Below are 20,057 nucleotides of genomic sequence, written 5' to 3'. Positions count from 1 at the left end.
GACCTCCCGCTTAGGAATAAAGCCGCGGCTTAGGAGAGGCTGAGTTCGATACCGCTTTGGCGTAGAATCGAGTCCTGCACAAAGGGCATAAACTCGCCGCCATTACGACCATCAAGCCATTTCCCCTCTACATAGCCAAAGTGATAGCCACCAAAACGCGTTGCTACCCAAATTTCATGCAAAGGTTCCTGTTTGTTGATTACGATTTTCGAACCATCGACAAATTCTAGCTGTAACACGTTACCACTGGCATCAATATCCACATCGGCATCTTGTTCATCAATTGCGGTTTCGATAGCGGTCTCTATCGCTTGGAACATGTCATCGGCGAGCTGGTGAAATTCTGTATCTGTCATGGCCATGCATTTCTGTCCTTTGCTTTCGTCAAGATGGGTGCGATTATAAGACGATTAGACACTAGATGCACAGATGTTGAGAAAAATGAGACTGTTTTTATTGTTATTGATTGGTAGCCTATTCATTACGGCCTGTGGTCAAAAAGGCCCCCTGTATAAATCCTCTCCAGTAGAGGCGACTCAGTCTAAAAAAAATAAGCCAGCTAAGCGTGATGCTACGCCTGTACAAGCCGCGGAGCCTCAAGCTGAAACTGAAAAAACACAATAATAATCAGCATAATTACTACAAAGCGCAGTAAGGAATCGGACATTGGATCACTTTCTCTACCAAGATAATACCCTGTACGCAGAAGGCTGTCGGGTCAATGATTTAGCCCAGCAGTATGGCACGCCACTGTATATCTATTCCCGTGCGACGCTCGAGCGTCACTGGCATGCCTTTAATAATGCAGTTGCCGACCATCCACATATAGTGTGTTACGCGGTGAAAGCCAACTCGAACTTAGCCGTACTGAACGTATTGGCTCGTTTAGGTAGTGGTTTTGATATTGTCTCGGGCGGCGAGTTAGCGCGGGTGATTGAAGCCGGTGGTGACCCTGCCAAAGTGGTGTTTTCGGGCGTGGGTAAAACCGTTGCCGAAATGGAGCAGGCATTAAATCTTGGTATCTACTGCTTTAACGTTGAATCGAGCGCTGAGCTTGAACAACTTAACGATGTTGCCGGCCGCTTAGGTAAAGTTGCTCCAGTGTCACTGCGGGTGAATCCCGATGTCGATGCCGGTACGCATCCTTATATTTCGACGGGTCTTAAAGAAAATAAATTCGGTATCGCCATGGATGAGGCCGAAGTTGTATTTGCTCGCGCCCATGCGCTGCCGCATTTGCAGGTAAAAGGGGTTGATTGCCATATCGGCTCACAGCTCACTGAAATTCAGCCGTTTCTCGATGCAATGGACAGAATGCTATCGCTCATTGACCGCCTAGCCGAGCAAGGGATAGTGATTGAGCACTTTGATGTCGGTGGCGGTTTAGGGGTGACCTATGATGATGAAACGCCACCGCATCCTGATGTGTACGCCGCTGCACTGCTCAAGCGTTTAGGTCATCGCAAGCTCAAACTGATTTTCGAACCGGGCCGTGCGATTGCTGCCAATGCGGGGATTTTCGTGACTCAGGTGCTGTATCTTAAAGAAAACAGCGATAAGCGTTTTGCGATTGTTGATGGCGCGATGAACGACTTAATTCGGCCCGCACTCTATAGTGCATGGCAAAATATCATTCCGGTGAATCCACGGGATGAAGATACGCAAGTATTTGATATTGTAGGGCCAGTGTGCGAAACCGGTGACTTTTTAGGTAAGGACAGACAACTCGCGATTGCGGCGGGGGATTTACTGGTTGTGCGCTCCAGTGGTGCTTACGGTTTTGCCATGGCGTCGAACTATAATACTCGTCCGCGTGCGGCCGAGGTCATGGTGGATGGCGATAAGGCTTATCTGGTGCGAGAGCGAGAAAAATTAGCGCAGCTCTGGCAAGGTGAGCAGCTCCTGCCGTAAACTAGAAAATTATATTGATTCAGGCGCTTGGCTAGTTATCGCGGCGCCTAGGCTTAAAGGATAAGTATCTTGATCCAATTCACTAAGATGCACGGACTTGGCAACGATTTTATGGTGGTCGATGGTGTCACGCAGAACGTGTTCTTTTCGCCTGAGCAGATCCGCCGTTTAGCTGACCGTAACTTTGGCATCGGTTTCGACCAACTCTTGCTAGTTGAGCCACCCTATGATCCCGACCTCGACTTTCACTATCGCATCTTTAATGCCGACGGTGGTGAGGTCGAAAACTGCGGCAATGGTGCCCGTTGCTTTGCGCGCTTTGTCCGTAATAAAGGGCTGACGAATAAGAATAAAATTCGTGTAAGTACCTCTGCGGGTAAGATGACTCTGCGCCTTGAGCGCGATGGTACTGTCACTGTGAATATGGGCGTGCCCGTGCTCGAACCTAGCCAAATCCCCTTTAAAGCCAAAAAGGCCGAAAAAACCTATCTACTGCAAACACCGCAACAAACCTTTTTGTGTGGCGCGGCCTCCATGGGCAATCCCCATTGCGTGCTCGATGTGGAAGATGTTGCCAGCGCTAATGTTGCCGAAATCGGGGCGCTACTCACCAAGCATGAGCGATTCCCGCGCGGGGTAAACGTTGGTTTTATGCAGGTGGTGAACTCGGGTCATATCAAGCTTAGAGTTTACGAACGTGGTGCGGCTGAGACTTTAGCCTGCGGCACAGGTGCTTGTGCTGCCGTGGTAGTCGGACAAATTCAAGGTAAACTCGATCAACAAGTACAAGTGGATTTACCGGGCGGCAGCTTAACCATCAATTGGGAAGGTGAAGGCAAACCGCTGTGGATGACGGGCCCAGCGCAGCACGTTTATGATGGACAAATTCAGTTATGACCGAGCCTTTGATGCCGCAGACCAATCTTCCCTTTGATGAGTTGATTATTCGCGAATATCTACTCGATAATCCTGACTTTTTTAATCGGTATCCCGAGCTGTTATTGGCGATGCGTTTACCCCATTTGGAGCGTGGTGCTATTTCCTTAGTCGAACGACGTCAAGAGTTGTTGCGCCTGCGGGTTGGGCAACTCGAAGAAGAAATCACCAGTTTACTGGCCATGGCTGCACGTAATGAAAAGATATTCCGATTTAATACTGAACTGTCTTTTAAGCTACTAAATTGCGTTAACTTAGAATCCCTTAAAGAAGTGCTGGCTGATAATTTAAAGGCGCAGTTTAATTTTACCCATGTGCGTCTTATCAGTGTGTTAGAGGCCGATATTGAGATGAAGGCGATTTGGGCGCAGCGTTTACGCAAGAATTACTATTTTGGTCGTCTGACACAACAAGAGGCGAAACGCTTATTTGGCAGTGAGGTCGGCTCGGTGGCATTAGTTAAATTAGCTGATGATATTCCTGTCATTTTTGCAGTTGCCAGCCACGATGCCACCCATTTTCATCCCGATATGGACAATATGCTGCTCGAGCAACTTCGGCGATTGCTGGCACATATGCTCGCCAAACTCTAAGCCCCGATGAGGAGTCCAATATGAACTCGCCAGCTAATGATATGCCCGCGCGTTGTCACTCCTATTTACAGCAATTTGAAACCTATATGCAGTCTGAACGTCAGTTATCGGCGCATACGGTTCGCAATTATATGTACGAGTTGCAGCGGGGAAGCGAGTTACTGCCCGAAGGTGTTGATCTGCTTAATGTTGGGCGTGAGCATTGGCAACAAGTGCTTGCTAAGTTGCACCGCAAGGGACTGAGTCCGCGCTCGCTGTCATTATGGTTATCGGCAGTAAAACAGTGGGGAGAGTTTTTACTGCGCGCAGGCGTGATAGAACTCAATCCTGCTAAGGGACTGAGTGCGCCCAAGCAAGCTAAGCCTTTACCGAAAAATATCGATGTCGATTCCCTCACACATTTACTTGAGATTGAAGGCAATGATCCGCTAACACTGCGTGATAAAGCCATTATGGAGCTATGCTATTCCAGCGGGTTACGTTTAGCAGAACTCGCAGCGCTCGATTTATCCAGTGTGCAATATGATCAGCGTGAAGTGCGGGTATTAGGTAAGGGCAACAAGGAGCGTATCGTCCCCGTTGGTCGTTATGCTATTGATGCCTTAGGCGCTTGGCTTGAGTGCCGCAGGCAAATCCCCTGTGAAGATAACGCATTATTTGTCACCGAAAAGGGCAAGCGTTTATCCCATCGCAGCATTCAGGCGCGCATGAGCAAATGGGGGCAGGAACAGGCACTTTCTATGCGGGTGCATCCCCATAAGCTGCGCCATTCTTTTGCCACACATATGCTGGAATCCAGTGCCGATTTACGGGCGGTGCAGGAATTATTAGGCCACGAAAACCTGTCGACCACGCAAATTTATACCAGTTTAGATTTCCAACACTTAGCTAAGGTGTATGATAACGCCCATCCTAGAGCGAAAAAACAACAGGATAAATAATGCGTTGTTATCTTAGACCCCAGAATATTCGTGCGATTAGCTTCGATCTCGACGATACCCTATACGATAACGAACCCCACATTCTCAATGCCGAAGCTGAGTTAATGCAGTTTTTGCATCAGGCTTATCCGCTGACTCAAGCTTGGCAACCGCAGCAATGGCGACTGCTCAAGTTACAACTACTACAGCAAAATCCGGCCCTCGCCCATGACACCTCGGCGGCGCGAATTGCGACTCTGCATAAAGGCCTTTTACTGCTCGGTTATAGTGAGCCTGAGGCAAAACGTGGCGCGCAGGAAGGTTTAGCTTGTTTTTATTTTCATCGAAGCCATTTTCAGGTTTCAGACGACGTCTTGGCGCTGCTCACGCGTTTATCGGTCCATTTTAGGCTGATTGGCATCACTAATGGTAATGTGGACGCACAGCGTATCGGCTTAAGTAATGTGTTTGAATTTGTGCTGCATCCTGGTAGTGGTGTAAGGATGAAGCCTGCTAAAGATATGTTTTCACAGGCCTGTGAAAGGTTAGATATCGGCTTAGATCAACTGCTGCACGTTGGCGATAGTATGAATGCCGATGTTCGCGGTGCGCGTTTAGCGGGATGTCAGTCTGTCTGGTTAAATCCCAGTTTTGGCCGTGTGGCATCGTTACCGATTGCTGCACTCTTACCCCATATGGAGATTGCCACTCTCGATTCATTACAGGAAATGTTATTGCCTTAAAAGAATAGCAGCCTATTTAAAGTGATAGGGATCAAGGATTGGCATATCGTTTTGCCGTAGAGTATTAGCATTTGTTTAACTCAGTTGTTACGCCCTCACTAACAAGGAACTGCTATGGTGCGTTTATGTCTGTTGCTCCTCTTGAGTCTATCGTTTATAGCCCCTGCGTCGGCGCACGAAATCCACTCCGGTGGTGGTTTTATGGCGGGCTTTAATCATCCCGTTTTAGGTTTTGACCATCTCCTTGCCATGTTAAGTGTGGGCATGCTCAGTACGCAGCTCGGTGGTCGCGCGATTTGGACTGTGCCCTTAGCCTTTGTGTGTTTTATGTTGGTTGGTGGAATACTGGGGCTTTATGCCATTCCGGTGCCCTTTGTTGAAATTGGCATTGCTTTGTCAGTACTGTTGCTTGGGTTAGCGATTGCCTTTGACCGCCAATTACCGCTGTTGTTTGCTATGGCATTTGTCGGCGTGTTTGCGATTTTCCACGGTCATGCCCACGGCATGGAAATGCCTGAACTTGCCAGCCCAGTTCTTTACGCCTTTGGTTTCTTATTTGGTACTGCGGTTATCCATTTAGGTGGCGTTATGCTAGGGCTAGGCATGCAGCGCGTCACTGGGCAACGCAGCTTAATGCGCGTATCTGGCGTGGCAATTGCCGCCATGGGAGGCTATTTACTCGCTGGTTTTTAGAAAAAGCACTACCGCGCCTTTATCAGCTTATTGCAGTGATGGGCGCGGCGTAGCATTTGTGTAACCTGTCTCCGGCTGGCATGCATGTCGGCATCTCCAACCCGAAAATAAGTCCCCATATAAGCATCGGTGCCTATAAATACTGGCTTTAGGTGCTCTGGCGCGAGTGGCACGCGAATCCTTATCAGCTTTTTATTCATAATTTCAATCAGCTGCACATCAGATATCGCTAAAATATTACAGCTTATCCGGCTAGGGTCATCGAGGATTTCCCAAAATTCCTGTAATACGGGTAGCGGATTAGGGATGCCTTCAATGGTGAAATGGCCACGATCTTCGCGTACCCCAAGAATAATCTCTCCGCCTAAGGTGTTGGCGAAGGAGCTATAGGTTGCCCAAATATCTTCAGGTAATTGACCTTGACCATCACGGCCTCTTGCGAGTTTAAATTCTACTTGGGCTGATTCGTGTAGAGAAGCAATATCATCGAGTGCGAATGTTGGGTATGTCATGGCGGCTTATCCTTGCAAGGCACACCACTTTTTGTAACACGCCAAAATCACAAAGGCCAGCAGTTGTGCTGACCTTGGTGGTTAATCAATCTTGTTTATTAGGCGAGTTGCAGCGCCTTAGGGAAGAGAATGTTGTTTTCTAAATGAATGTGTCTATGCAGGTCTGCCTCAAATTCTGCGAGCGTTGCATAACAAACCCGCCAAGTAGTACAGGCATATTCGGGAGGCGTAAAGTCGTTGGTTAACTCATGTAGCTTTTGTAAAATCAATCCTGCTTCTTCGTGCTCGTGTTGCATTGCATTGATAGGGTTACCTATATGACCAAAACAACCCTGCACTTGCTCGCCTTGACTCATCGCCCGAATCGCAGGAAAGAGGATATTTTCTTCCTTCATCAAATGCGGCATTAAATCTTCTATCAACGCACGAACCCAACCTGCAAATGGAACAATTTCAGCATAATGCTCGCCATGGGCGCGTACCATCTTTTCTGAGTATTCCAGCAATAACGGTGCTTTAGCGCGGACATATTGGTGGTGTGTACGCTCAATATAATCAATTAGTTGCTCAAGTGGTAGTTGATTAAGTTCATCTTCTTTAGCACCTGAATATGTCATGTACTCTAATGCGGCGGCGACTTTATTTGGGTCGGCTTGCGCTCGCTCACAGGCACTGATCAGTGCTCGACCACCGCCACAGCAGAAATCGATACCAAATTGGCTAAACACATGGGCGCGGCGAAAATCCTCCGCGACCAGCTCGCCTACTTTACGCTCAAGCCATGGGGATAAAGGGGCTGATGGTTGTTCAACGTGAGACGCTGACGAAAAGCTAGTTGATGACATTGCAACACTCCAAAGCACAAATAATTTACATGCATATTATTTACAGCTTTATTGTGATGCAATAAATCTTGACTAATTTAGTCAGGATTTGCTGCGGCTGTCACATTAAATTGCCTGAATTATTCCCAAAGGAGTAGGGGGTAGAGGCTGATGAAGACGAGTCGACGTTTTATCTAATTAGTATTTTTTTGGAACTTTGTAGCGTATTGAATTTACCATTCTTTGCGTATCATCTAAGGCTCATCGAATATTAAGTATTTGATAATAAATGAAACTACAAAGATGCTTTCAATGCCCTAAGAGTAGGGCATTAAAAGCAGATTGCTGAAGGAATGAGGAGATTATTCCACGTTTTGGATCTGAATGTTTTTATTTTCAATAAAACCATTATTTAACAATGGCTAGTGTGCGCTACTTCTTGGTAATTCGCATTGATACCCACCGATATACCCACCAGTTGAAAATGGCTAGGGTGAATTCCTAGATTAGCCGTTTGGGAATGAAATAAGCCAAATTACTGTTGATTCTTAGCTTTTTGTATCATCAACTTTATTTGCATTTAGTTTGCTGAGTTTTTCCGTTAGCTGTCGGTATTTTTTTTGTTCATCTTTACTGAAAAGGCTAGATGTTCTTTCAATGAGATCAAGTAACTCGTTGCAGTATTTGGTTAAGTTTTTGACATTATTAGATAATATATCAATTTGCTGATCTTTTTCTTCATTGCTTTTATGGAGCATAAGAAAACGATCAATAGGTGGTGTTTTTAGCGCTTGTTTGGCGGCTTTTGCTACTTCCTTTTTTTCCTTTTCGGTGCTTTTTGCAATCTTTTTTTGTTCTATTAAATTTTGGAAGTTGTTATCAATCAGGTTTTCTAGGACTTGACTCAGTGGCAAGTCCGCATCGACTGCCAATTTTCTGAGTTGAGAATGATGCTGCATAGAAATTGGGTAGGTAATTGATACTTTGCCATTTTTCTTGTTTTCCTGTCTCTGAATGACACTCCGCCAAGCATCCTTCATATTGCGGACCAATAATAACTCATTGCCATAATGCTCTTTGTACTGCCCAAGTCCAATTTCGAACGAGACTTTATCGAGTGATTTGTTTGCTCCCGAGGTTTGATCAACTGTATAGGGAAGTATTATTTTCTTTTCTAAAAAGTAACCCTCAGCCCACCTGACCATATCCACGTTCTTGAAGTCTATCCAATCGAATGGACCTTTAGTCTGAGCCATAGATTACCTCTTATAAAACGTCAATTTAGATTATGAAGTCATAACAGTAGCTTTTTCTAATAAACATTACTTAGTTTAGTACTCAAACCTTTACTTAATTTGATAACTAAATCATGCTACTTTGTCAATGTCTTAATTGATTGCTTAATTGCGTGACTTGGTCACATACTCTGTTTAATAGGTACTTTTTACGCTACTAAAGTCAGTTTTTGTTTAAGTTAACGAGGTGAAAATGTACCTAAATGCAATCAGTATTGAATTATCTTTACCTAAAGAAAACCACCTTGTACAAGGTGGTTATTTGGGTCGTCTTATTGCAAAACCTGAACTGAAATTCTTTTTTATCAGACTGATACATCAATATGGTATCGATGAAATTAGTGGCTTTAGTATTGAGGCGTTAGCTAAGGCTTTAGGCGTTTCTAAGAACACTTTCGTTGATGGGATGTCATTGCTATGCCGGATTGGCTTTTATCGAAAATCGTTGACTAAGGCTATAAGCACTTCAGGGAAAGGACGCCCAGCTTGCGTGTATAGTCCAACAGATAAACTCAATGAAGAGTTGCAGCGAGAAGATTTTGAATGTAACTGGAAGGTATTGATTGAGGATTTATTGGTTGATTGTGGTGACACTCAAGAAGGCCTGCGACATCCATTAAAGTTAGCTAATCGATTACTACTCATTACTTTTTTAATGCATGCCGATGAGTTTGGTGAAGTGCGTACGCTTGGATATGCACAGTTGTATAAACTTACTGGTATGTCCAAGCAACAGCTGGCCTCACAACGGAAAAACTTAATCAGCCTTGGCTACATAAATCACTACCAGCCAGGTACACCAAAGATAACTAAGAAACGAAGACGACAAAGTAAGAGTTGCTACTTCATAAATACCAGCCCTACAAAATATCCTCCGATTGGCACTAAACCCGCACGTCATATAGCCTTGATGAACCAATGGGAGTTGAATCCATATAGGTTGTTACAAGCTGCGGCAGAAATTGAAATAGCTAAGCAAATATTTTTATCTATGGAGGAGAATGTTGATGGCGATAAAGTTTTCGCTGAATTAGAGTACGTTGAAGCACAAAGACGATTCAGCGTCATTGTCAGTCTTGATAATGCATGGAAGTGTTCTAGATATTTCTATAAAAAATTTTCTACAAAACAGGAGGTGAAAACTCTAGACTTGCAAGTAATTTCATATGCGTCTTTAATGCTAACCAAACATTGGGATCTGTTTTCAAGAAAAAATCTGCATTACAGTGAGCTTACGATTGTGTCTAGCCTCGAGCAGCAGGTGTATGATTATTTCTTACGAGAAGAGATGATGCTGGAAAGCTTTTTACTCAAAAATGTGCAGCTAAGTGCAGAGGAATTGGCAAAGGTAATTTCCGACACACTCATTAGCATCAGTTTTGGGTTAGCAAAATTTGTTTATCGAGAATTGACTGAATTTGTAGAACACAAACCTTCAGGCATCATTTGCAACCTAACTATTTGTCCCATGACGTATGTTTCTCCAACCATGCACATGCCAATCAATGTGCTACTTGCTGAGAAATAGCAAGCAAACGGGAGATCTTAATAATTTAACTGTCGAGCGATATGAGATCCCATCGCCCTTGCTCGCCCGATCTGCTGCTCAATGATTGACGGGGATTTCAGTTATTGCGATTGTCTGTTTGTTAATACTATTAGTCTGTAGTTATACCTATCACTCAGTAGTATTCCTCCATCAGTATCTCTAACACTATCTACCCATGAACATACAGCGTTAGCTGCCATCATAGGCGAGCTAACTTTTGCTTTTTATATCAAGCACTTTTTGGCTTTTGAGTAATAAATTACACAGACCATATACGTTATGTAACTTAACCAATATGGGAACTCAACATGTCAAAACGTCATACCTCTAACACTAACCTTACCGTCATCAGCAATGGCCAATACCAAGGCTTCAAAGTTTATCCTAGGCTACTAAGCGCTGAATACTTAGATGCAATTTTACAGACCTTACAAGCAGCTATGAATGAGCACCCTCGTACCTTCATGGTGCGGTTTGATTTGCATCTACCACAGCTTAACTTTCTCGACTCACCTGTAGTTTATGATTCAACGGTAATCAGCAAGTTCTTTAAATCTCTGGATGCAAAAATCCAGCATAATAGGTTAATCAAGGGCCGTGAGGGTAAGCGGGTGCATCCTTGTACTCTGCGTTATATTTGGGCAAGGGAGCGAGCATGTGCCGATACAGACCATTACCATATCGCAATCTTCCTCAATAACGATGCTTATAACCATCTCGGTAATTACAATCGAAGTGGTCAAAACTTGAGTACTAAGATTGTTGAAGCCTGGGCCAGTGCCTTGGGATTAGATGATTACAGTACTCGGCATTTAGTCCATTTCCCTGAGGATACGCCAGTTTACTATCTTAATCGTAATGCACCGAATTATCCTCAAACCTTTGCGAGTGCTTTCTTTCGCTTGAGCTATCTGGCCAAGTTAGAGACTAAGCATTATGGCGATAGAACACGTTCATTCGGTTGTAGCCGTATTTAGGTGACAGAGTGATTAGCTTACTTAGCGCTAAGTGCGGTTGCTAGTGGGGTGAGTTAAAATAATGGAGTAAAGGGCAAGGGATTAAGGTCCCTTGCTTTTGTGCTCATAGTAGAGCAGTAGCGATATTCACAATGCAGACTTGATGACATAGTCCATTGGGGTAATCCGTAACTGATTCAGCCGTTTCAGTAACCGGCTTCTTTTTGGTGGCGTATACACAACACTGTCAATCGTTCACCGCCATCATACTGGTACATTGCCAGATAGCCTGTACCACCAAAGTCGATCAGCAGTTCCCTAAAGCTAAAGTCATTGTCATCGATAGGCCGACCAATGTCTGGATAGCTTTCCAGTTTTCTAATGGTATTGATTATGGCGCTGGCAGCCCGTTGTGCGGCAGGGGGATTTTTACTGCGAAGAAACTCACGTAAGCGTTCTAAATCACGTAATGCAGTGGCAGTGAAGACTATTTGTGGCATGTAGGGGCTGCCTGTTCATTTTCACTTCCCCAGGACTCCAGCCAACTCACCACTTCGTCACCGGTGACATGCAAGCCTGATGTCTGGTGTTCTTCCCATGCGCGTAACGCTTCTTGCTGCAAAGCTTCGCGTTTCTCTTCTCTCTCAACGTATTCACGGATCGCTTCACGCATCATCCAGTGTGATGAACGTTTACGAGTTTCGGCTAAATGCTCGACTCTGGCTTTCATATCAGCATCTAATTTAACCGACACGGGTTTGATTGTGCTCATCTGTGACTCCATAGGTAATGCTTAGTACTACTAGGTAATACCTTAGCATAACGTGGTACAAAAAAATAATGTTTACACGGTTTACTTGTCTGCTCGAGCAACGCCATAAAGCTCAAGGATGATAGAAGATAGTTTGTATCGCTTAACTGGGCACTAATGTTACGCCGTCATCACGCTAATCTTCAACGTAATCGCAATAAGGATAAAAACGATAGCGGCGGCATGCCGCTTCGTTTATAGGTTTGGCTAATGGCTGACTGAGTACTCTCAATATTGCAGGTGAAACATCATGATCTTAACCAATGCCATGCATCGGCTATCAGCCCAGCACCGGCTTTTACGCCATTGATGCCCACTTCTGCTGTCGTCAACACGGTGTTTAAGCCAGTTTCTACACTGCCGGTGACGAGTTTGATCCCCGCATCGGTAATCTCTCCTTGGCGTAAGCAAGCATAACTTTCACCTAGAGTTTGGCTGGTGCCTTTTAGTAAGCATTCTGCAGGCTTAGCGACAAGATCTCCAGGCGTGCCTAGCAGCGTGTTAACGTTATCGGGTAGCCCTAGGTATTCACCAGTCATTTTGATGGCGGTAGAGGCTAACACGACGTTTGCGACAGTCCCCGTGGCCAGCTTTGACGCAGTACTTCCCAGTAAGCCTGCTCTGGCAGAGCCTTGCAGCGCAACGTGAGTGAGATTACTCACTTGGCTGGAGGTACTGGTTCCCGCTAAGCATTCATTAACGAAGTGCTCGCAATTATTGGTAGCTACGCCGTATGGACTGTGACCCAGCTGACTGCGTGCAAGTTCAATGGCCTGATGGGGAAACTGCGTGGACTTTTTCACTCTAACGCTATGGCCACCAGCAAATTGCTGCAGATCGATTTCTTCAATGATGCCCTGTTTAGATAAGTGGATCACATTGCCATGACCCACATACAGGCCATGGTGTTCGGTTAAGCCAAGCGGATCGATATTGGTGACCAGATGATCTCCGGGTTGAAATGTATACATGGTATGGACTCCAAGTAAAATAACGCAGATAACCTTAGGACGCATCTGCTAATGGGTTGCATCGGGTGAAATGGACGTGCTGATTGACTCAGATTTCCAGCTCGACAAAGTCCTTATCGACTTGCTGCTGAGTAATGCCGATATAACGCAGGGTGACCGCTTCCGATTGATGCCGCAGCATGCGCATCACCCGGCCAATGTCTTTGCAGGCTTGATACAGGTGATAGCCGCGGGTTTTACGCATCGAGTGGGTGCCCAGGGCTAACTTGATATCGTCACCGACAAAGGCAAACGCTTTGGCGACTGCACGCCGTGTCAGTGGTTTCGCGGGGGCCTGCCGGTCTTTGGCTTGGCTCGAGCGGTGGGATTGGAACAGGTAGATATGTTCAGGGTGACGCTGGTGAATAGTCTCAATCAATGCCAACGTCTTAGGGTTGAGTTTGATGCTGGCGCGTTTACCGGTCTTCTGCTCAATGATATTTAAGCGGTCGCCGTCGATATCGCTGAACTTGATGGCCAGTAAGTCAGAGATCCTAAGGGCCAGGTTAAGGCCGATATTCCAGACATCGGCCATCTGCTGACCAAAGTGACGTTCGAGCAGGTAACTGATAAGCTTGATGGTGTCGCGGTTCTTGACCGCCTCGACTTCGTTCATGCTGGGTTCCCTCAATTAGCTATGTGATGAATGTGGGCACCAGCACATCGCAAACCCGCATCGGGCCTGCATTGCTTGGTGCCCAAAATACCTTTGTGGGCACCAAGTTCAGTCGGCGCTGACCTGAACCTGGTACACCTCCATCTCGACGTAGTTGCAAAAGTTCTCCAGCAGCAGCCGTACCAGGCTGTCGGCGTGCTCGAGGTAGCAACGGCCAAAGAAGCTGTTGTAGACCTGCTTCTGTTGAAACAGCACTTCCATTTCTTTCTCAAGCTCAGGGAAGGGCCCGCCGCAGTAAGTAAAGTCGGTGAAGTAATTGAGATACCAGCAATCCCCCTGGCGGTAGAGGTTGATCTCCACTGGATGATAACCACCTCTCTGTGCACTGTAGTCGGGATCGCGGTAGTTTAGGGTGACGATGTTGAGACTCGGGTTATTGAGTGCGGCCAGTTGCCGTTCTAACACTTCATAAAAGTGCTCTGGCAGTGGCAGGATGGTTTCGCGGTCTATTTTCATGGTGGACTCCAAAAACAAAAAGCCCGCTAACGACGGGCGTTGCAGGCAGGGTAGGTTGTGGGTAACGACAGGGGGAAATCGTTAGGTGTGACTGCTCCACTGTGGATGGGCATTGTCACCGTGATTGTAGTAGCAGCCGTTGATGAGCTTACGCCACTCGCCATAGGGCACGCCGTATTCATCGCAATCTTGGACCAGATGACAAAAGCCAATCTCTTTGGGCTGGTTATTCACCATGTCGCGATGACTGACAAACAGTTGCGTTTTACGTAATCGGTCGGGCGGAATGATTTGTGCTGGTCCACAGATATCGCCATCTTCATTCCTTGGGCGGACAAATATCGGCAGGGTTAATTCCAAGCAGATACGCTCAAGCAAGGCAGGGCTGGCTGAGCAGGCCTCCGCAACCGCCGCCTGAGAAAAACTATCGGTAAATTCAATCATGATGAACTCCCACGCATAAAGGGCTCCCACTCGGGGAGCCCTTTATGCTGCTATTAATAAGAACCGTTAATTAGAAAGCCAGCCGCGCTCGGCGAAGGACACACAGGTATCGGCGACAACGATGTGATCCAAAACAGGTACATCGATGGTGGCCAGCGCCGCAATAAGGCGTTCGGTGATCCGCCTATCTGCGCTTGACGGTTCGGCGCATCCGGAAGGATGGTTGTGGGCGAAGATCACCGCTGCGGCATTACATAGCAACACGGCTTTAACCACTTCTCGCGGATAAACACTTGCACTGTCAATTGTGCCGAAGAACATCTCATTGAATTCAATCAGTCGGTGCTGACTGTCGAGCATCATTACCGCAAACACTTCACGTTGATGCTGGTGGAGCTTAAATCGCAGAAAATCCATAGTTGCTTGCGGGTTACAAAAGGCATCGCCTCGCACAAAGCGCTCTGCGACGATACCTGCTGCGGTTTCTAAGATTTGCGATGAGGTTTGTGACCAGCTATTGCTGGGTAGAGTGATCACTTTGTGCATAGCGCCTCCAAAGGTTGCTAAATCGGTATATGCACAGAGGTGATATATATCTGAAAAGATTTGGAAATCGGGAAAAGTTAAAAATTACTGGAAGCGCATATGTGATGAGACAATAACCAAGGAACTCATCATGAAGCTGATTCGACTCAAAAAGGTATCTGAACTAACTGGCCTTGGCCGTTCCTCCATCTACAACTACATGACCGAAGGCCGTTTCCCCAAATCTGTGAAACTCGGTCCTCGCCTAGTGGCTTGGGTGGAAGAAGAAGTGCAAGCCTGGATTGCCGCACGGATAGGAGAAAGGGATGGTGTGGCATTGTAAACAAAATAGGGAGCTTACATGCTCCCTATTGGTCAGTATTAGTTGGCGTAAAGTCTTGGGGTATTGTCATGGCTGATAGCCCAAATACCATAAGCCTCAATTGAGCATTTCATCGCTAGCTATCTCACGCCACCCATGATCGAACGTAAATGTTTGAGCTTTGGCTGCAGGATTCTTAATTCTGAGCACTCGGGCATGAACCGGATCGGTTGCGCGTTCAACTACATATAGCCAGTACGAATCGCCCTTTTCGCGGGCATAGTTGAATTGAGTGTGTGAAAGGCCGACAGGGCGGTCTTCTAAAGTACCCGTCATTGCTTTCACTTCGATCCATCGCAACAGCTCGCCATTACTATCAGTTTCGAACAGATCGAACCCCGGGTTGCCTTCAGGAGTGCGATTAAGTGTTGGCTCCTGCCTTATAATAAGGTCAATTGCCTTCGCTTCAATTTTCATCCTTGTTTCTTGGTCGACGCCATCATTATCGTGACTATCATCAGGGTGTGCACCGACGTAGGATATGAATGGTCGTCCACCTGCGTGACCGGGAGTTCTCTTTCCGGGTTCGCTGCCGTTACCACCGCTTTTGTAACCGTTTGAGTTGTGCCTGCTAGAGCCGCCGTGGCCACCACTATTATCTCTCACGCCACTCTGTGAAGTAGCTGTATGCCCGTGGCCACCAGCTCTCACACCTGCTCCCATGGCGTCATTGCGGGGCTGCTCGCTCTCATCGTCGTATATGTCTCCATTGGATGGCTTACCAGCCTCCGTTTCAGGCACTGGACTTGGGTTTGGATTGGTGTGCAGTCGTGAAGTTAGTTCAGCAACGAGAGCGGGGTTGCTTCTCAGTAGGTCAAGAATGGCAGGATCGATACCAACTTCTTTTGCAAGTTGATCGATGATCGGAGGTTTGAAGATGATTTTGCTCTGTAGGAACGGGTTTGGCTTCCAGCCGAGGGTGTCGAACACGACGAGCCCGGGAGGTACGAGTTCGCCGTTAGCATTCGGCACCCAGCTTGCTTGGTTGAGTATTTGCACGAAGGCTGCATCGAATCGGCCGGTCTTTGACTCTTGATAGAAGCCCCATTTGTAGGTGCCATAGAAGGCAGTGGTCCCACGAGCTTCCAAATCGGTTAATGCTTCCCAGAGTACCCTTACTCGTGCAACAGCCTCCTCTGGTTTCAATGAGGTTAAAAGTTCCAGTAATTGGGTCAGCCCACGGAGGGTAAAGTCCTGCGGTGGACTTTGCCAGCTGGCACGCTCAAGGCCAGCTTCTCTGCGAATCTGTTCTTTCTGGGATTGATCAAGACGCGACGCTGTTTCCTGAGGAAGTAAGTAGCGGCTGGCACCACATGAGATCAAGAGCTCACGTATGCCTTCACCTCGCAGGCAGTCATAGTTGTTGTCAACGAGCCAGACGTCGGATACACCTGCAAACAGTTGCTGCAGACGGTCGGTGGATATGTAAGTCTCTCCAGGTTTGGCTCGGTAGCTTTGCCCTGTGCCAGTATCTACTACCATAACGAAGTCGGTATCGCGCAGAGCAGACCGAAGCTTCTCCTTTCGTACTGATGAGTCGGTGTTGAATGCTGTCAGAATGCGTTCGATATCAGCAGCGTAGGCATCCACGTTCACATCCAAATCTTGTTCTCGGTACTTTGGCAAAACGTTCCAGATAACGTCATCTACAGGGTCCGGTTCGGTAATGCCCAGCGAAACAAGAAAATCGCGCGCTGCTGGTGTATTACAGACTGCACGGCGCATTGTTGGGAAACTGGTGGAAATGGTGCTGGGAAGGAATGCCTTTGCTTTCCCGTTCTCATGTGCGACGACGTGCGTTCCTTCATCGAGACGGATGAGTGGAATTGTACCCAGATAGTTACGTAGAGTTCTTTGCTGGCCGCTAAGGTATTCATATAAGCTTAACACCCACGCATCTGTCTGCGCTTCAAGAAACGTCTTGGTTAGTTTCCGCACCAGCTTTATCGGTGTGATTTCCTCAATGTCGAGTTCACCCGTCAAATAATCGTGAATCTCTGGCGCCCTATCCTTTGTGATTTCTCCAGATAACCAATGACTTACTTCGATATCAAATAGCGTTGCAATCTGTTCAGGGCTAAAAAGCTCACGTAGCTCCTGCGTTCGCGCTAACTTGGCTTGAAGTGCGGTGACATGCTCTCCGGTGAACGTTGGAAGGAGTTCTTGGTTTAGAAATGCTTGTCGGACGGCGTCAAACATTGGTGCAAATCGCGAATCTTTGGGAAATTTCTCGCGGTTAACTGGTAAGCAGCGCATCGCCGCAATATCCAGCATTGCGTTGTCGCGCATCCAACACATAGCTTCTATCAGAAGACAGGAGGTTTCCTTAACCAAATACTGGTTCCATGGCTCACCGGGAGGAATGTTGTCGCGGCTTGGCGTGGTTTTGTATGGCCCCTGCACCAGAAAGCCAAGATGGCTCTCTACCACCGTAGGAAAGAACACTACTAGTGGTGATTTAGCCAGAGGCTGTACACTCCAGTGGCCGGGGGAGTCGTTCACTGCCTGCAGCAAGAATGCTATTTCCACTCGTCCTACTCTGTGGCCCTTTTCGGAAACTACATCGCGATGGAATACCAGCCAGTTTTGATCGACTTCTGGTTCATCGACCTCTTTGCCGACTACCTTAATGCGTTGGACATTGGGGCCGAGCTGTTCGGGGATGTGACGTCGATAAAATCCGGACGAGTCGGCTTCAACGTACCAGCTGATTTCCTCAATGTGACGCAGGAACAGCAGCGATCTGGGGCCCAATTGGCGAAAACCTGTAGTGATGTCATGGGCAGCGTTTGCATCTTCTGGTCTTAGAGGCAAGATGATCAACGTCTCGTCTGCTGCGCGTGGCAAACGCTCCAAGCTCTTTGGGTAGACGAAGTTCTCAATGGCGAAGTCCTCATCGCCAGAGTGTATTTCTGGAAGATCAGTAACTGTGTAGACTGATTTAAAGCCGAGCCCAAAACGACCGATGGAGGACTCGTTTTTGGTACTCTCAGATATCTCGCAGACACTTCGGACATCGGCTTCGTCAAACGGCTTGCCGAAATGCGAGAGGGTCAAGTGGTTAGGATTGAGAGTGAACGAAACTTTGCGCGAACCGTGCCATTCGCCACGTCGTCCGAGTGCATCCTCGGCGTTTTGCAAAAGCTCGAAGATGAAGTGCGTGCGGTCGTCGTACAGCTCAGCCGCCAGCTTACCGGACTTCTGAGCGCCTTTTTTTCCGTAGTTTTCTCTGTTTTCTTCGCAAATTGCCTGGTAATTCGATGCCACCGTTCTTTCCCTGAATAAGGCTGCACAACATCTGCAGAGATGCCATGTTTGCCAGAATTGTTGCGTTGCAGATATTTTAATATGGAAAATAGTCTATTACCAACTATGTTACGTATGGAAAATTGATGATTTGACGAGCTAACACAAAGGAAGAAATTCAGGCTATTTATGTGGGGAACGTTTCTTTGACTAGATTCTGTAACACTTCATTGTGGGCTTAGGAGTTTGCAATGTTTGTATCTGCAGTTCGTCCTTCTGGGTTTGCAGTGGTCAAGTAAAATTGGCCACGGGTTTATAGTTAAGCCAGTATCTTCTCTCTGACTCATTTGGGCCCAAACCACCGTTGTAGTGATGCGGTCTGACTTTACTGTAATACACTAGGATATATTGGGTGATTGCCAGCTTGGCCTCGGTAAAATTTCGATAGCCGATTTCCGGTATCCATTTCGTTTTCAAACGTCTGAAAAATCGCTCCATATGGCTGTTATCCCAGCAATTTCCTCTGCGACTCAGGCTCTGGGTTATCTGGTAACGCCACTGCAATTGTCGGAAACTTCGGCTGGTGTAGTGACTGCCGTGGTCACTGTGGAACAACACGCCTATAGGTCTGCCACGTTGCTCAAATGTCATACTCAAGGCATGCTTGGTCAACTCACCGTCCGGTGAGTGCGACAGCGCCCAACCCACTGGTTTGCGGGCAAATAAATCCAGTACCATGACCAAATAAACCCAGCGAGTGCCTGTCCAAACATACGTCACATCGCCGCACCACACCTGATTGGGCGCAACCACGTCAAATTGGCGGTCCAGCCGATTGGGAATTTCTACATGTTCTTGATTGGCTTTCTTATAAGCATGCTTCGGTTGTTGGCAACTGACCAATTCCAGCTTTTTCATTAACCGACCCGCACGGTAACGGCCTAATGCAAAACCCCGGGCGGTCGCGATGTCGGCTAAGGCTCTTGCCCCAGCAGAGCCATTGCTCTCTCGGTAGATTTGTCGGATTGCACTGTGCAAATACACCGTCTCTGGGCATATCTGCGGCTCCCGGCTTAACCAATACCTGTAGCTGTTGCGCTGGACTTTAAACACCGCAGCCAGGCAACCGGGCACTTTCCCCGATGGCTCTTGTTGAGTTTATCTATCAGAGAGAATTGTTCATGGAGTCCGACATCAACAGAGCGGTAGCCTTTTTTAGAACTTCCTTTTCTAATTCAAGCCGTTCTATGCGCTTCTTCAGTTCACGGATTTCAATCTGCTCAGGAGTCATGGGCATAGCCTTGGGGACTTGCCTGACCGTTCTTCGCGAAGTTGATTTACCCATTTGCCAATGGTGGAATACCCCACGCCCATGGCCTGAGCAGCCTCTTTTTGGGAGTAGCCTTGGTCAAGCACTAACTGAGCCGTTTCCAACCGGAACTCAGGGCTAAAATTCGGACCTTTTTTCTTTGTCATGTCGCCACCTAATGCTGCTATGGCTGTAATCATAACAGCTCTAATTAGGTGGCCAAATTCAGTGTGCCACTACAATCGCTATCATAGCCAGACCTTTGC

At 47.0% G+C, this 20,057-nt stretch carries 22 protein-coding genes and 1 pseudogene; 10 read left to right on the top strand and 13 right to left on the bottom strand.

Annotation, left to right across the window (positions count from 1 at the left end):
- Positions 1-29: 29 nt before the first annotated feature.
- Positions 30-362, bottom strand: coding sequence for an iron donor protein CyaY (cyaY, locus tag M0413_RS16515; protein WP_037422994.1), 333 nt, complete (start codon positions 360-362; stop codon positions 30-32).
- A 67-nt stretch (positions 363-429) separates the two neighbouring features.
- Between cyaY and lptM the strand changes: the two genes are divergently transcribed.
- The 7 genes from lptM (at position 430) to M0413_RS16480 (ending at position 5,796) form a co-directional block, all read left to right on the top strand.
- Entirely contained in the window at positions 430-624 is a 195-nt protein-coding gene (lptM, locus tag M0413_RS16510; RefSeq protein WP_037422991.1) for an LPS translocon maturation chaperone LptM, read from the top strand.
- Positions 625-666: 42 nt separating this feature from the next.
- Complete coding sequence (gene lysA, locus M0413_RS16505; RefSeq protein ID WP_099457344.1) at positions 667-1,911, top strand: diaminopimelate decarboxylase; 1,245 nt, start codon at positions 667-669, stop codon at positions 1,909-1,911.
- Between the two features lie 69 nt (positions 1,912-1,980).
- The gene (gene dapF, locus M0413_RS16500) at positions 1,981-2,808 is read left to right on the top strand and encodes a diaminopimelate epimerase (protein ID WP_069454111.1); all 828 of its coding nucleotides are present in this window, start codon (positions 1,981-1,983) and stop codon (positions 2,806-2,808) included.
- A complete protein-coding gene (locus tag M0413_RS16495; RefSeq protein WP_037430216.1) occupies positions 2,805-3,440 on the top strand; it encodes a DUF484 family protein in 636 nt (211 codons plus the stop codon). The genes dapF and M0413_RS16495 overlap by 4 nt, the downstream gene beginning before the upstream one ends.
- Before the next feature lie 41 nt (positions 3,441-3,481).
- Entirely contained in the window at positions 3,482-4,381 is a 900-nt protein-coding gene (xerC, locus tag M0413_RS16490; RefSeq protein ID WP_161808790.1) for a tyrosine recombinase XerC, read from the top strand.
- Positions 4,381-5,103: an HAD-IA family hydrolase gene (locus M0413_RS16485; RefSeq protein ID WP_099457346.1), complete on the top strand. Its 723-nt coding sequence runs from the start codon at positions 4,381-4,383 to the stop codon at positions 5,101-5,103. Before xerC ends, M0413_RS16485 begins: the two co-directional genes overlap by 1 nt.
- 114 nt (positions 5,104-5,217) lie before the next feature.
- Positions 5,218-5,796: a HupE/UreJ family protein gene (locus tag M0413_RS16480; RefSeq protein ID WP_099457347.1), complete on the top strand. Its 579-nt coding sequence runs from the start codon at positions 5,218-5,220 to the stop codon at positions 5,794-5,796.
- 8 nt (positions 5,797-5,804) lie between these two features.
- Here M0413_RS16480 and M0413_RS16475 read toward each other — a convergent pair whose 3' ends face one another.
- The 3 genes from M0413_RS16475 to M0413_RS16465 all read right to left on the bottom strand — a co-directional run bounded on the left by M0413_RS16475 (position 5,805) and on the right by M0413_RS16465 (position 8,388).
- Positions 5,805-6,308, bottom strand: coding sequence for an AlbA family DNA-binding domain-containing protein (locus M0413_RS16475; RefSeq protein ID WP_099457348.1), 504 nt, complete (start codon positions 6,306-6,308; stop codon positions 5,805-5,807).
- A gap of 98 nt (positions 6,309-6,406) precedes the next feature.
- Positions 6,407-7,153 carry an iron-sulfur cluster repair di-iron protein gene (gene ric, locus M0413_RS16470; protein WP_099457349.1) on the bottom strand — a complete coding sequence of 249 codons (747 nt, stop codon included), beginning with the start codon at positions 7,151-7,153 and terminating at the stop codon, positions 6,407-6,409.
- Positions 7,154-7,680: 527 nt separating this feature from the next.
- Positions 7,681-8,388, bottom strand: coding sequence for a hypothetical protein (locus M0413_RS16465; protein ID WP_249554946.1), 708 nt, complete (start codon positions 8,386-8,388; stop codon positions 7,681-7,683).
- 232 nt (positions 8,389-8,620) lie between these two features.
- On the opposite strand from M0413_RS16465, the gene M0413_RS16460 reads away from it, so the two are divergent.
- Both M0413_RS16460 and M0413_RS16455 read left to right on the top strand, forming a co-directional pair.
- Entirely contained in the window at positions 8,621-9,955 is a 1,335-nt protein-coding gene (locus M0413_RS16460; RefSeq protein WP_249554944.1) for a helix-turn-helix domain-containing protein, read from the top strand.
- Between the two features lie 329 nt (positions 9,956-10,284).
- Entirely contained in the window at positions 10,285-10,953 is a 669-nt protein-coding gene (locus tag M0413_RS16455) for an inovirus Gp2 family protein (protein WP_249554942.1), read from the top strand.
- A gap of 185 nt (positions 10,954-11,138) precedes the next feature.
- Here M0413_RS16455 and M0413_RS16450 read toward each other — a convergent pair whose 3' ends face one another.
- The 7 genes from M0413_RS16450 to radC all read right to left on the bottom strand — a co-directional run bounded on the left by M0413_RS16450 (position 11,139) and on the right by radC (position 14,875).
- Positions 11,139-11,432 (bottom strand): type II toxin-antitoxin system RelE/ParE family toxin, encoded by a 294-nt coding sequence (locus M0413_RS16450; RefSeq protein ID WP_172591152.1) that lies wholly within the window; start codon positions 11,430-11,432, stop codon positions 11,139-11,141.
- A complete protein-coding gene (locus M0413_RS16445) occupies positions 11,420-11,704 on the bottom strand; it encodes a CopG family ribbon-helix-helix protein (RefSeq protein ID WP_172590110.1) in 285 nt (94 codons plus the stop codon). The genes M0413_RS16450 and M0413_RS16445 overlap by 13 nt, the downstream gene beginning before the upstream one ends.
- A gap of 287 nt (positions 11,705-11,991) precedes the next feature.
- Positions 11,992-12,714: a lecithin retinol acyltransferase family protein gene (locus tag M0413_RS16440; protein WP_249554940.1), complete on the bottom strand. Its 723-nt coding sequence runs from the start codon at positions 12,712-12,714 to the stop codon at positions 11,992-11,994.
- 88 nt (positions 12,715-12,802) lie between these two features.
- Entirely contained in the window at positions 12,803-13,369 is a 567-nt protein-coding gene (locus M0413_RS16435) for a site-specific integrase (RefSeq protein ID WP_249554938.1), read from the bottom strand.
- Positions 13,370-13,477: 108 nt separating this feature from the next.
- The gene (locus tag M0413_RS16430; RefSeq protein WP_249554936.1) at positions 13,478-13,885 is read right to left on the bottom strand and encodes a DUF2787 domain-containing protein; all 408 of its coding nucleotides are present in this window, start codon (positions 13,883-13,885) and stop codon (positions 13,478-13,480) included.
- Between the two features lie 81 nt (positions 13,886-13,966).
- The gene (locus tag M0413_RS16425; protein WP_249554934.1) at positions 13,967-14,329 is read right to left on the bottom strand and encodes a hypothetical protein; all 363 of its coding nucleotides are present in this window, start codon (positions 14,327-14,329) and stop codon (positions 13,967-13,969) included.
- Positions 14,330-14,395: 66 nt separating this feature from the next.
- Positions 14,396-14,875, bottom strand: coding sequence for a RadC family protein (gene radC / locus M0413_RS16420; RefSeq protein ID WP_249554932.1), 480 nt, complete (start codon positions 14,873-14,875; stop codon positions 14,396-14,398).
- A gap of 130 nt (positions 14,876-15,005) precedes the next feature.
- On the opposite strand from radC, the gene M0413_RS16415 reads away from it, so the two are divergent.
- A complete protein-coding gene (locus M0413_RS16415) occupies positions 15,006-15,197 on the top strand; it encodes a helix-turn-helix transcriptional regulator (RefSeq protein WP_249554930.1) in 192 nt (63 codons plus the stop codon).
- Positions 15,198-15,293: 96 nt separating this feature from the next.
- Here M0413_RS16415 and M0413_RS23045 read toward each other — a convergent pair whose 3' ends face one another.
- Together M0413_RS23045 and M0413_RS16405 are read right to left on the bottom strand one after the other, a co-directional pair.
- Entirely contained in the window at positions 15,294-18,503 is a 3,210-nt protein-coding gene (locus M0413_RS23045) for a protein NO VEIN domain-containing protein (protein ID WP_249554928.1), read from the bottom strand.
- Between the two features lie 270 nt (positions 18,504-18,773).
- A pseudogene (locus tag M0413_RS16405) lies at positions 18,774-19,958 on the bottom strand (IS3 family transposase).
- Between the last annotated feature and the right edge of the window lie 99 nt (positions 19,959-20,057).

The sequence above is a fragment of the Shewanella sp. 8A genome (genome assembly GCF_023475945.1).
Taxonomy (GTDB): Bacteria; Pseudomonadota; Gammaproteobacteria; order Enterobacterales; family Shewanellaceae; genus Shewanella; species Shewanella xiamenensis.
This window is presented reverse-complemented; position numbering and strand designations above follow the sequence as displayed.

Excerpts from the sequence above, each read along its gene's own strand:
- cyaY (WP_037422994.1), bottom strand. The coding sequence starts at position 362 with ATGGCCATGACAGATACAGAATTTCACCAGCTCGCCGATGACATGTTC.
- lptM (WP_037422991.1), top strand. The coding sequence starts at position 430 with ATGTTGAGAAAAATGAGACTGTTTTTATTGTTATTGATTGGTAGCCTA.
- M0413_RS16495 (WP_037430216.1), top strand. The coding sequence starts at position 2,805 with ATGACCGAGCCTTTGATGCCGCAGACCAATCTTCCCTTTGATGAGTTG.
- xerC (WP_161808790.1), top strand. The coding sequence starts at position 3,482 with ATGCCCGCGCGTTGTCACTCCTATTTACAGCAATTTGAAACCTATATG.
- M0413_RS16485 (WP_099457346.1), top strand. The coding sequence starts at position 4,381 with ATGCGTTGTTATCTTAGACCCCAGAATATTCGTGCGATTAGCTTCGAT.
- M0413_RS16480 (WP_099457347.1), top strand. The coding sequence starts at position 5,218 with ATGGTGCGTTTATGTCTGTTGCTCCTCTTGAGTCTATCGTTTATAGCC.
- M0413_RS16475 (WP_099457348.1), bottom strand. The coding sequence starts at position 6,308 with ATGACATACCCAACATTCGCACTCGATGATATTGCTTCTCTACACGAA.
- ric (WP_099457349.1), bottom strand. The coding sequence starts at position 7,153 with ATGTCATCAACTAGCTTTTCGTCAGCGTCTCACGTTGAACAACCATCA.
- M0413_RS16465 (WP_249554946.1), bottom strand. The coding sequence starts at position 8,388 with ATGGCTCAGACTAAAGGTCCATTCGATTGGATAGACTTCAAGAACGTG.
- M0413_RS16460 (WP_249554944.1), top strand. The coding sequence starts at position 8,621 with ATGTACCTAAATGCAATCAGTATTGAATTATCTTTACCTAAAGAAAAC.
- M0413_RS16455 (WP_249554942.1), top strand. The coding sequence starts at position 10,285 with ATGTCAAAACGTCATACCTCTAACACTAACCTTACCGTCATCAGCAAT.
- M0413_RS16450 (WP_172591152.1), bottom strand. The coding sequence starts at position 11,432 with ATGCCACAAATAGTCTTCACTGCCACTGCATTACGTGATTTAGAACGC.
- M0413_RS16445 (WP_172590110.1), bottom strand. The coding sequence starts at position 11,704 with ATGAGCACAATCAAACCCGTGTCGGTTAAATTAGATGCTGATATGAAA.
- M0413_RS16440 (WP_249554940.1), bottom strand. The coding sequence starts at position 12,714 with ATGTATACATTTCAACCCGGAGATCATCTGGTCACCAATATCGATCCG.
- M0413_RS16435 (WP_249554938.1), bottom strand. The coding sequence starts at position 13,369 with ATGAACGAAGTCGAGGCGGTCAAGAACCGCGACACCATCAAGCTTATC.
- M0413_RS16430 (WP_249554936.1), bottom strand. The coding sequence starts at position 13,885 with ATGAAAATAGACCGCGAAACCATCCTGCCACTGCCAGAGCACTTTTAT.
- M0413_RS16425 (WP_249554934.1), bottom strand. The coding sequence starts at position 14,329 with ATGATTGAATTTACCGATAGTTTTTCTCAGGCGGCGGTTGCGGAGGCC.
- radC (WP_249554932.1), bottom strand. The coding sequence starts at position 14,875 with ATGCACAAAGTGATCACTCTACCCAGCAATAGCTGGTCACAAACCTCA.
- M0413_RS16415 (WP_249554930.1), top strand. The coding sequence starts at position 15,006 with ATGAAGCTGATTCGACTCAAAAAGGTATCTGAACTAACTGGCCTTGGC.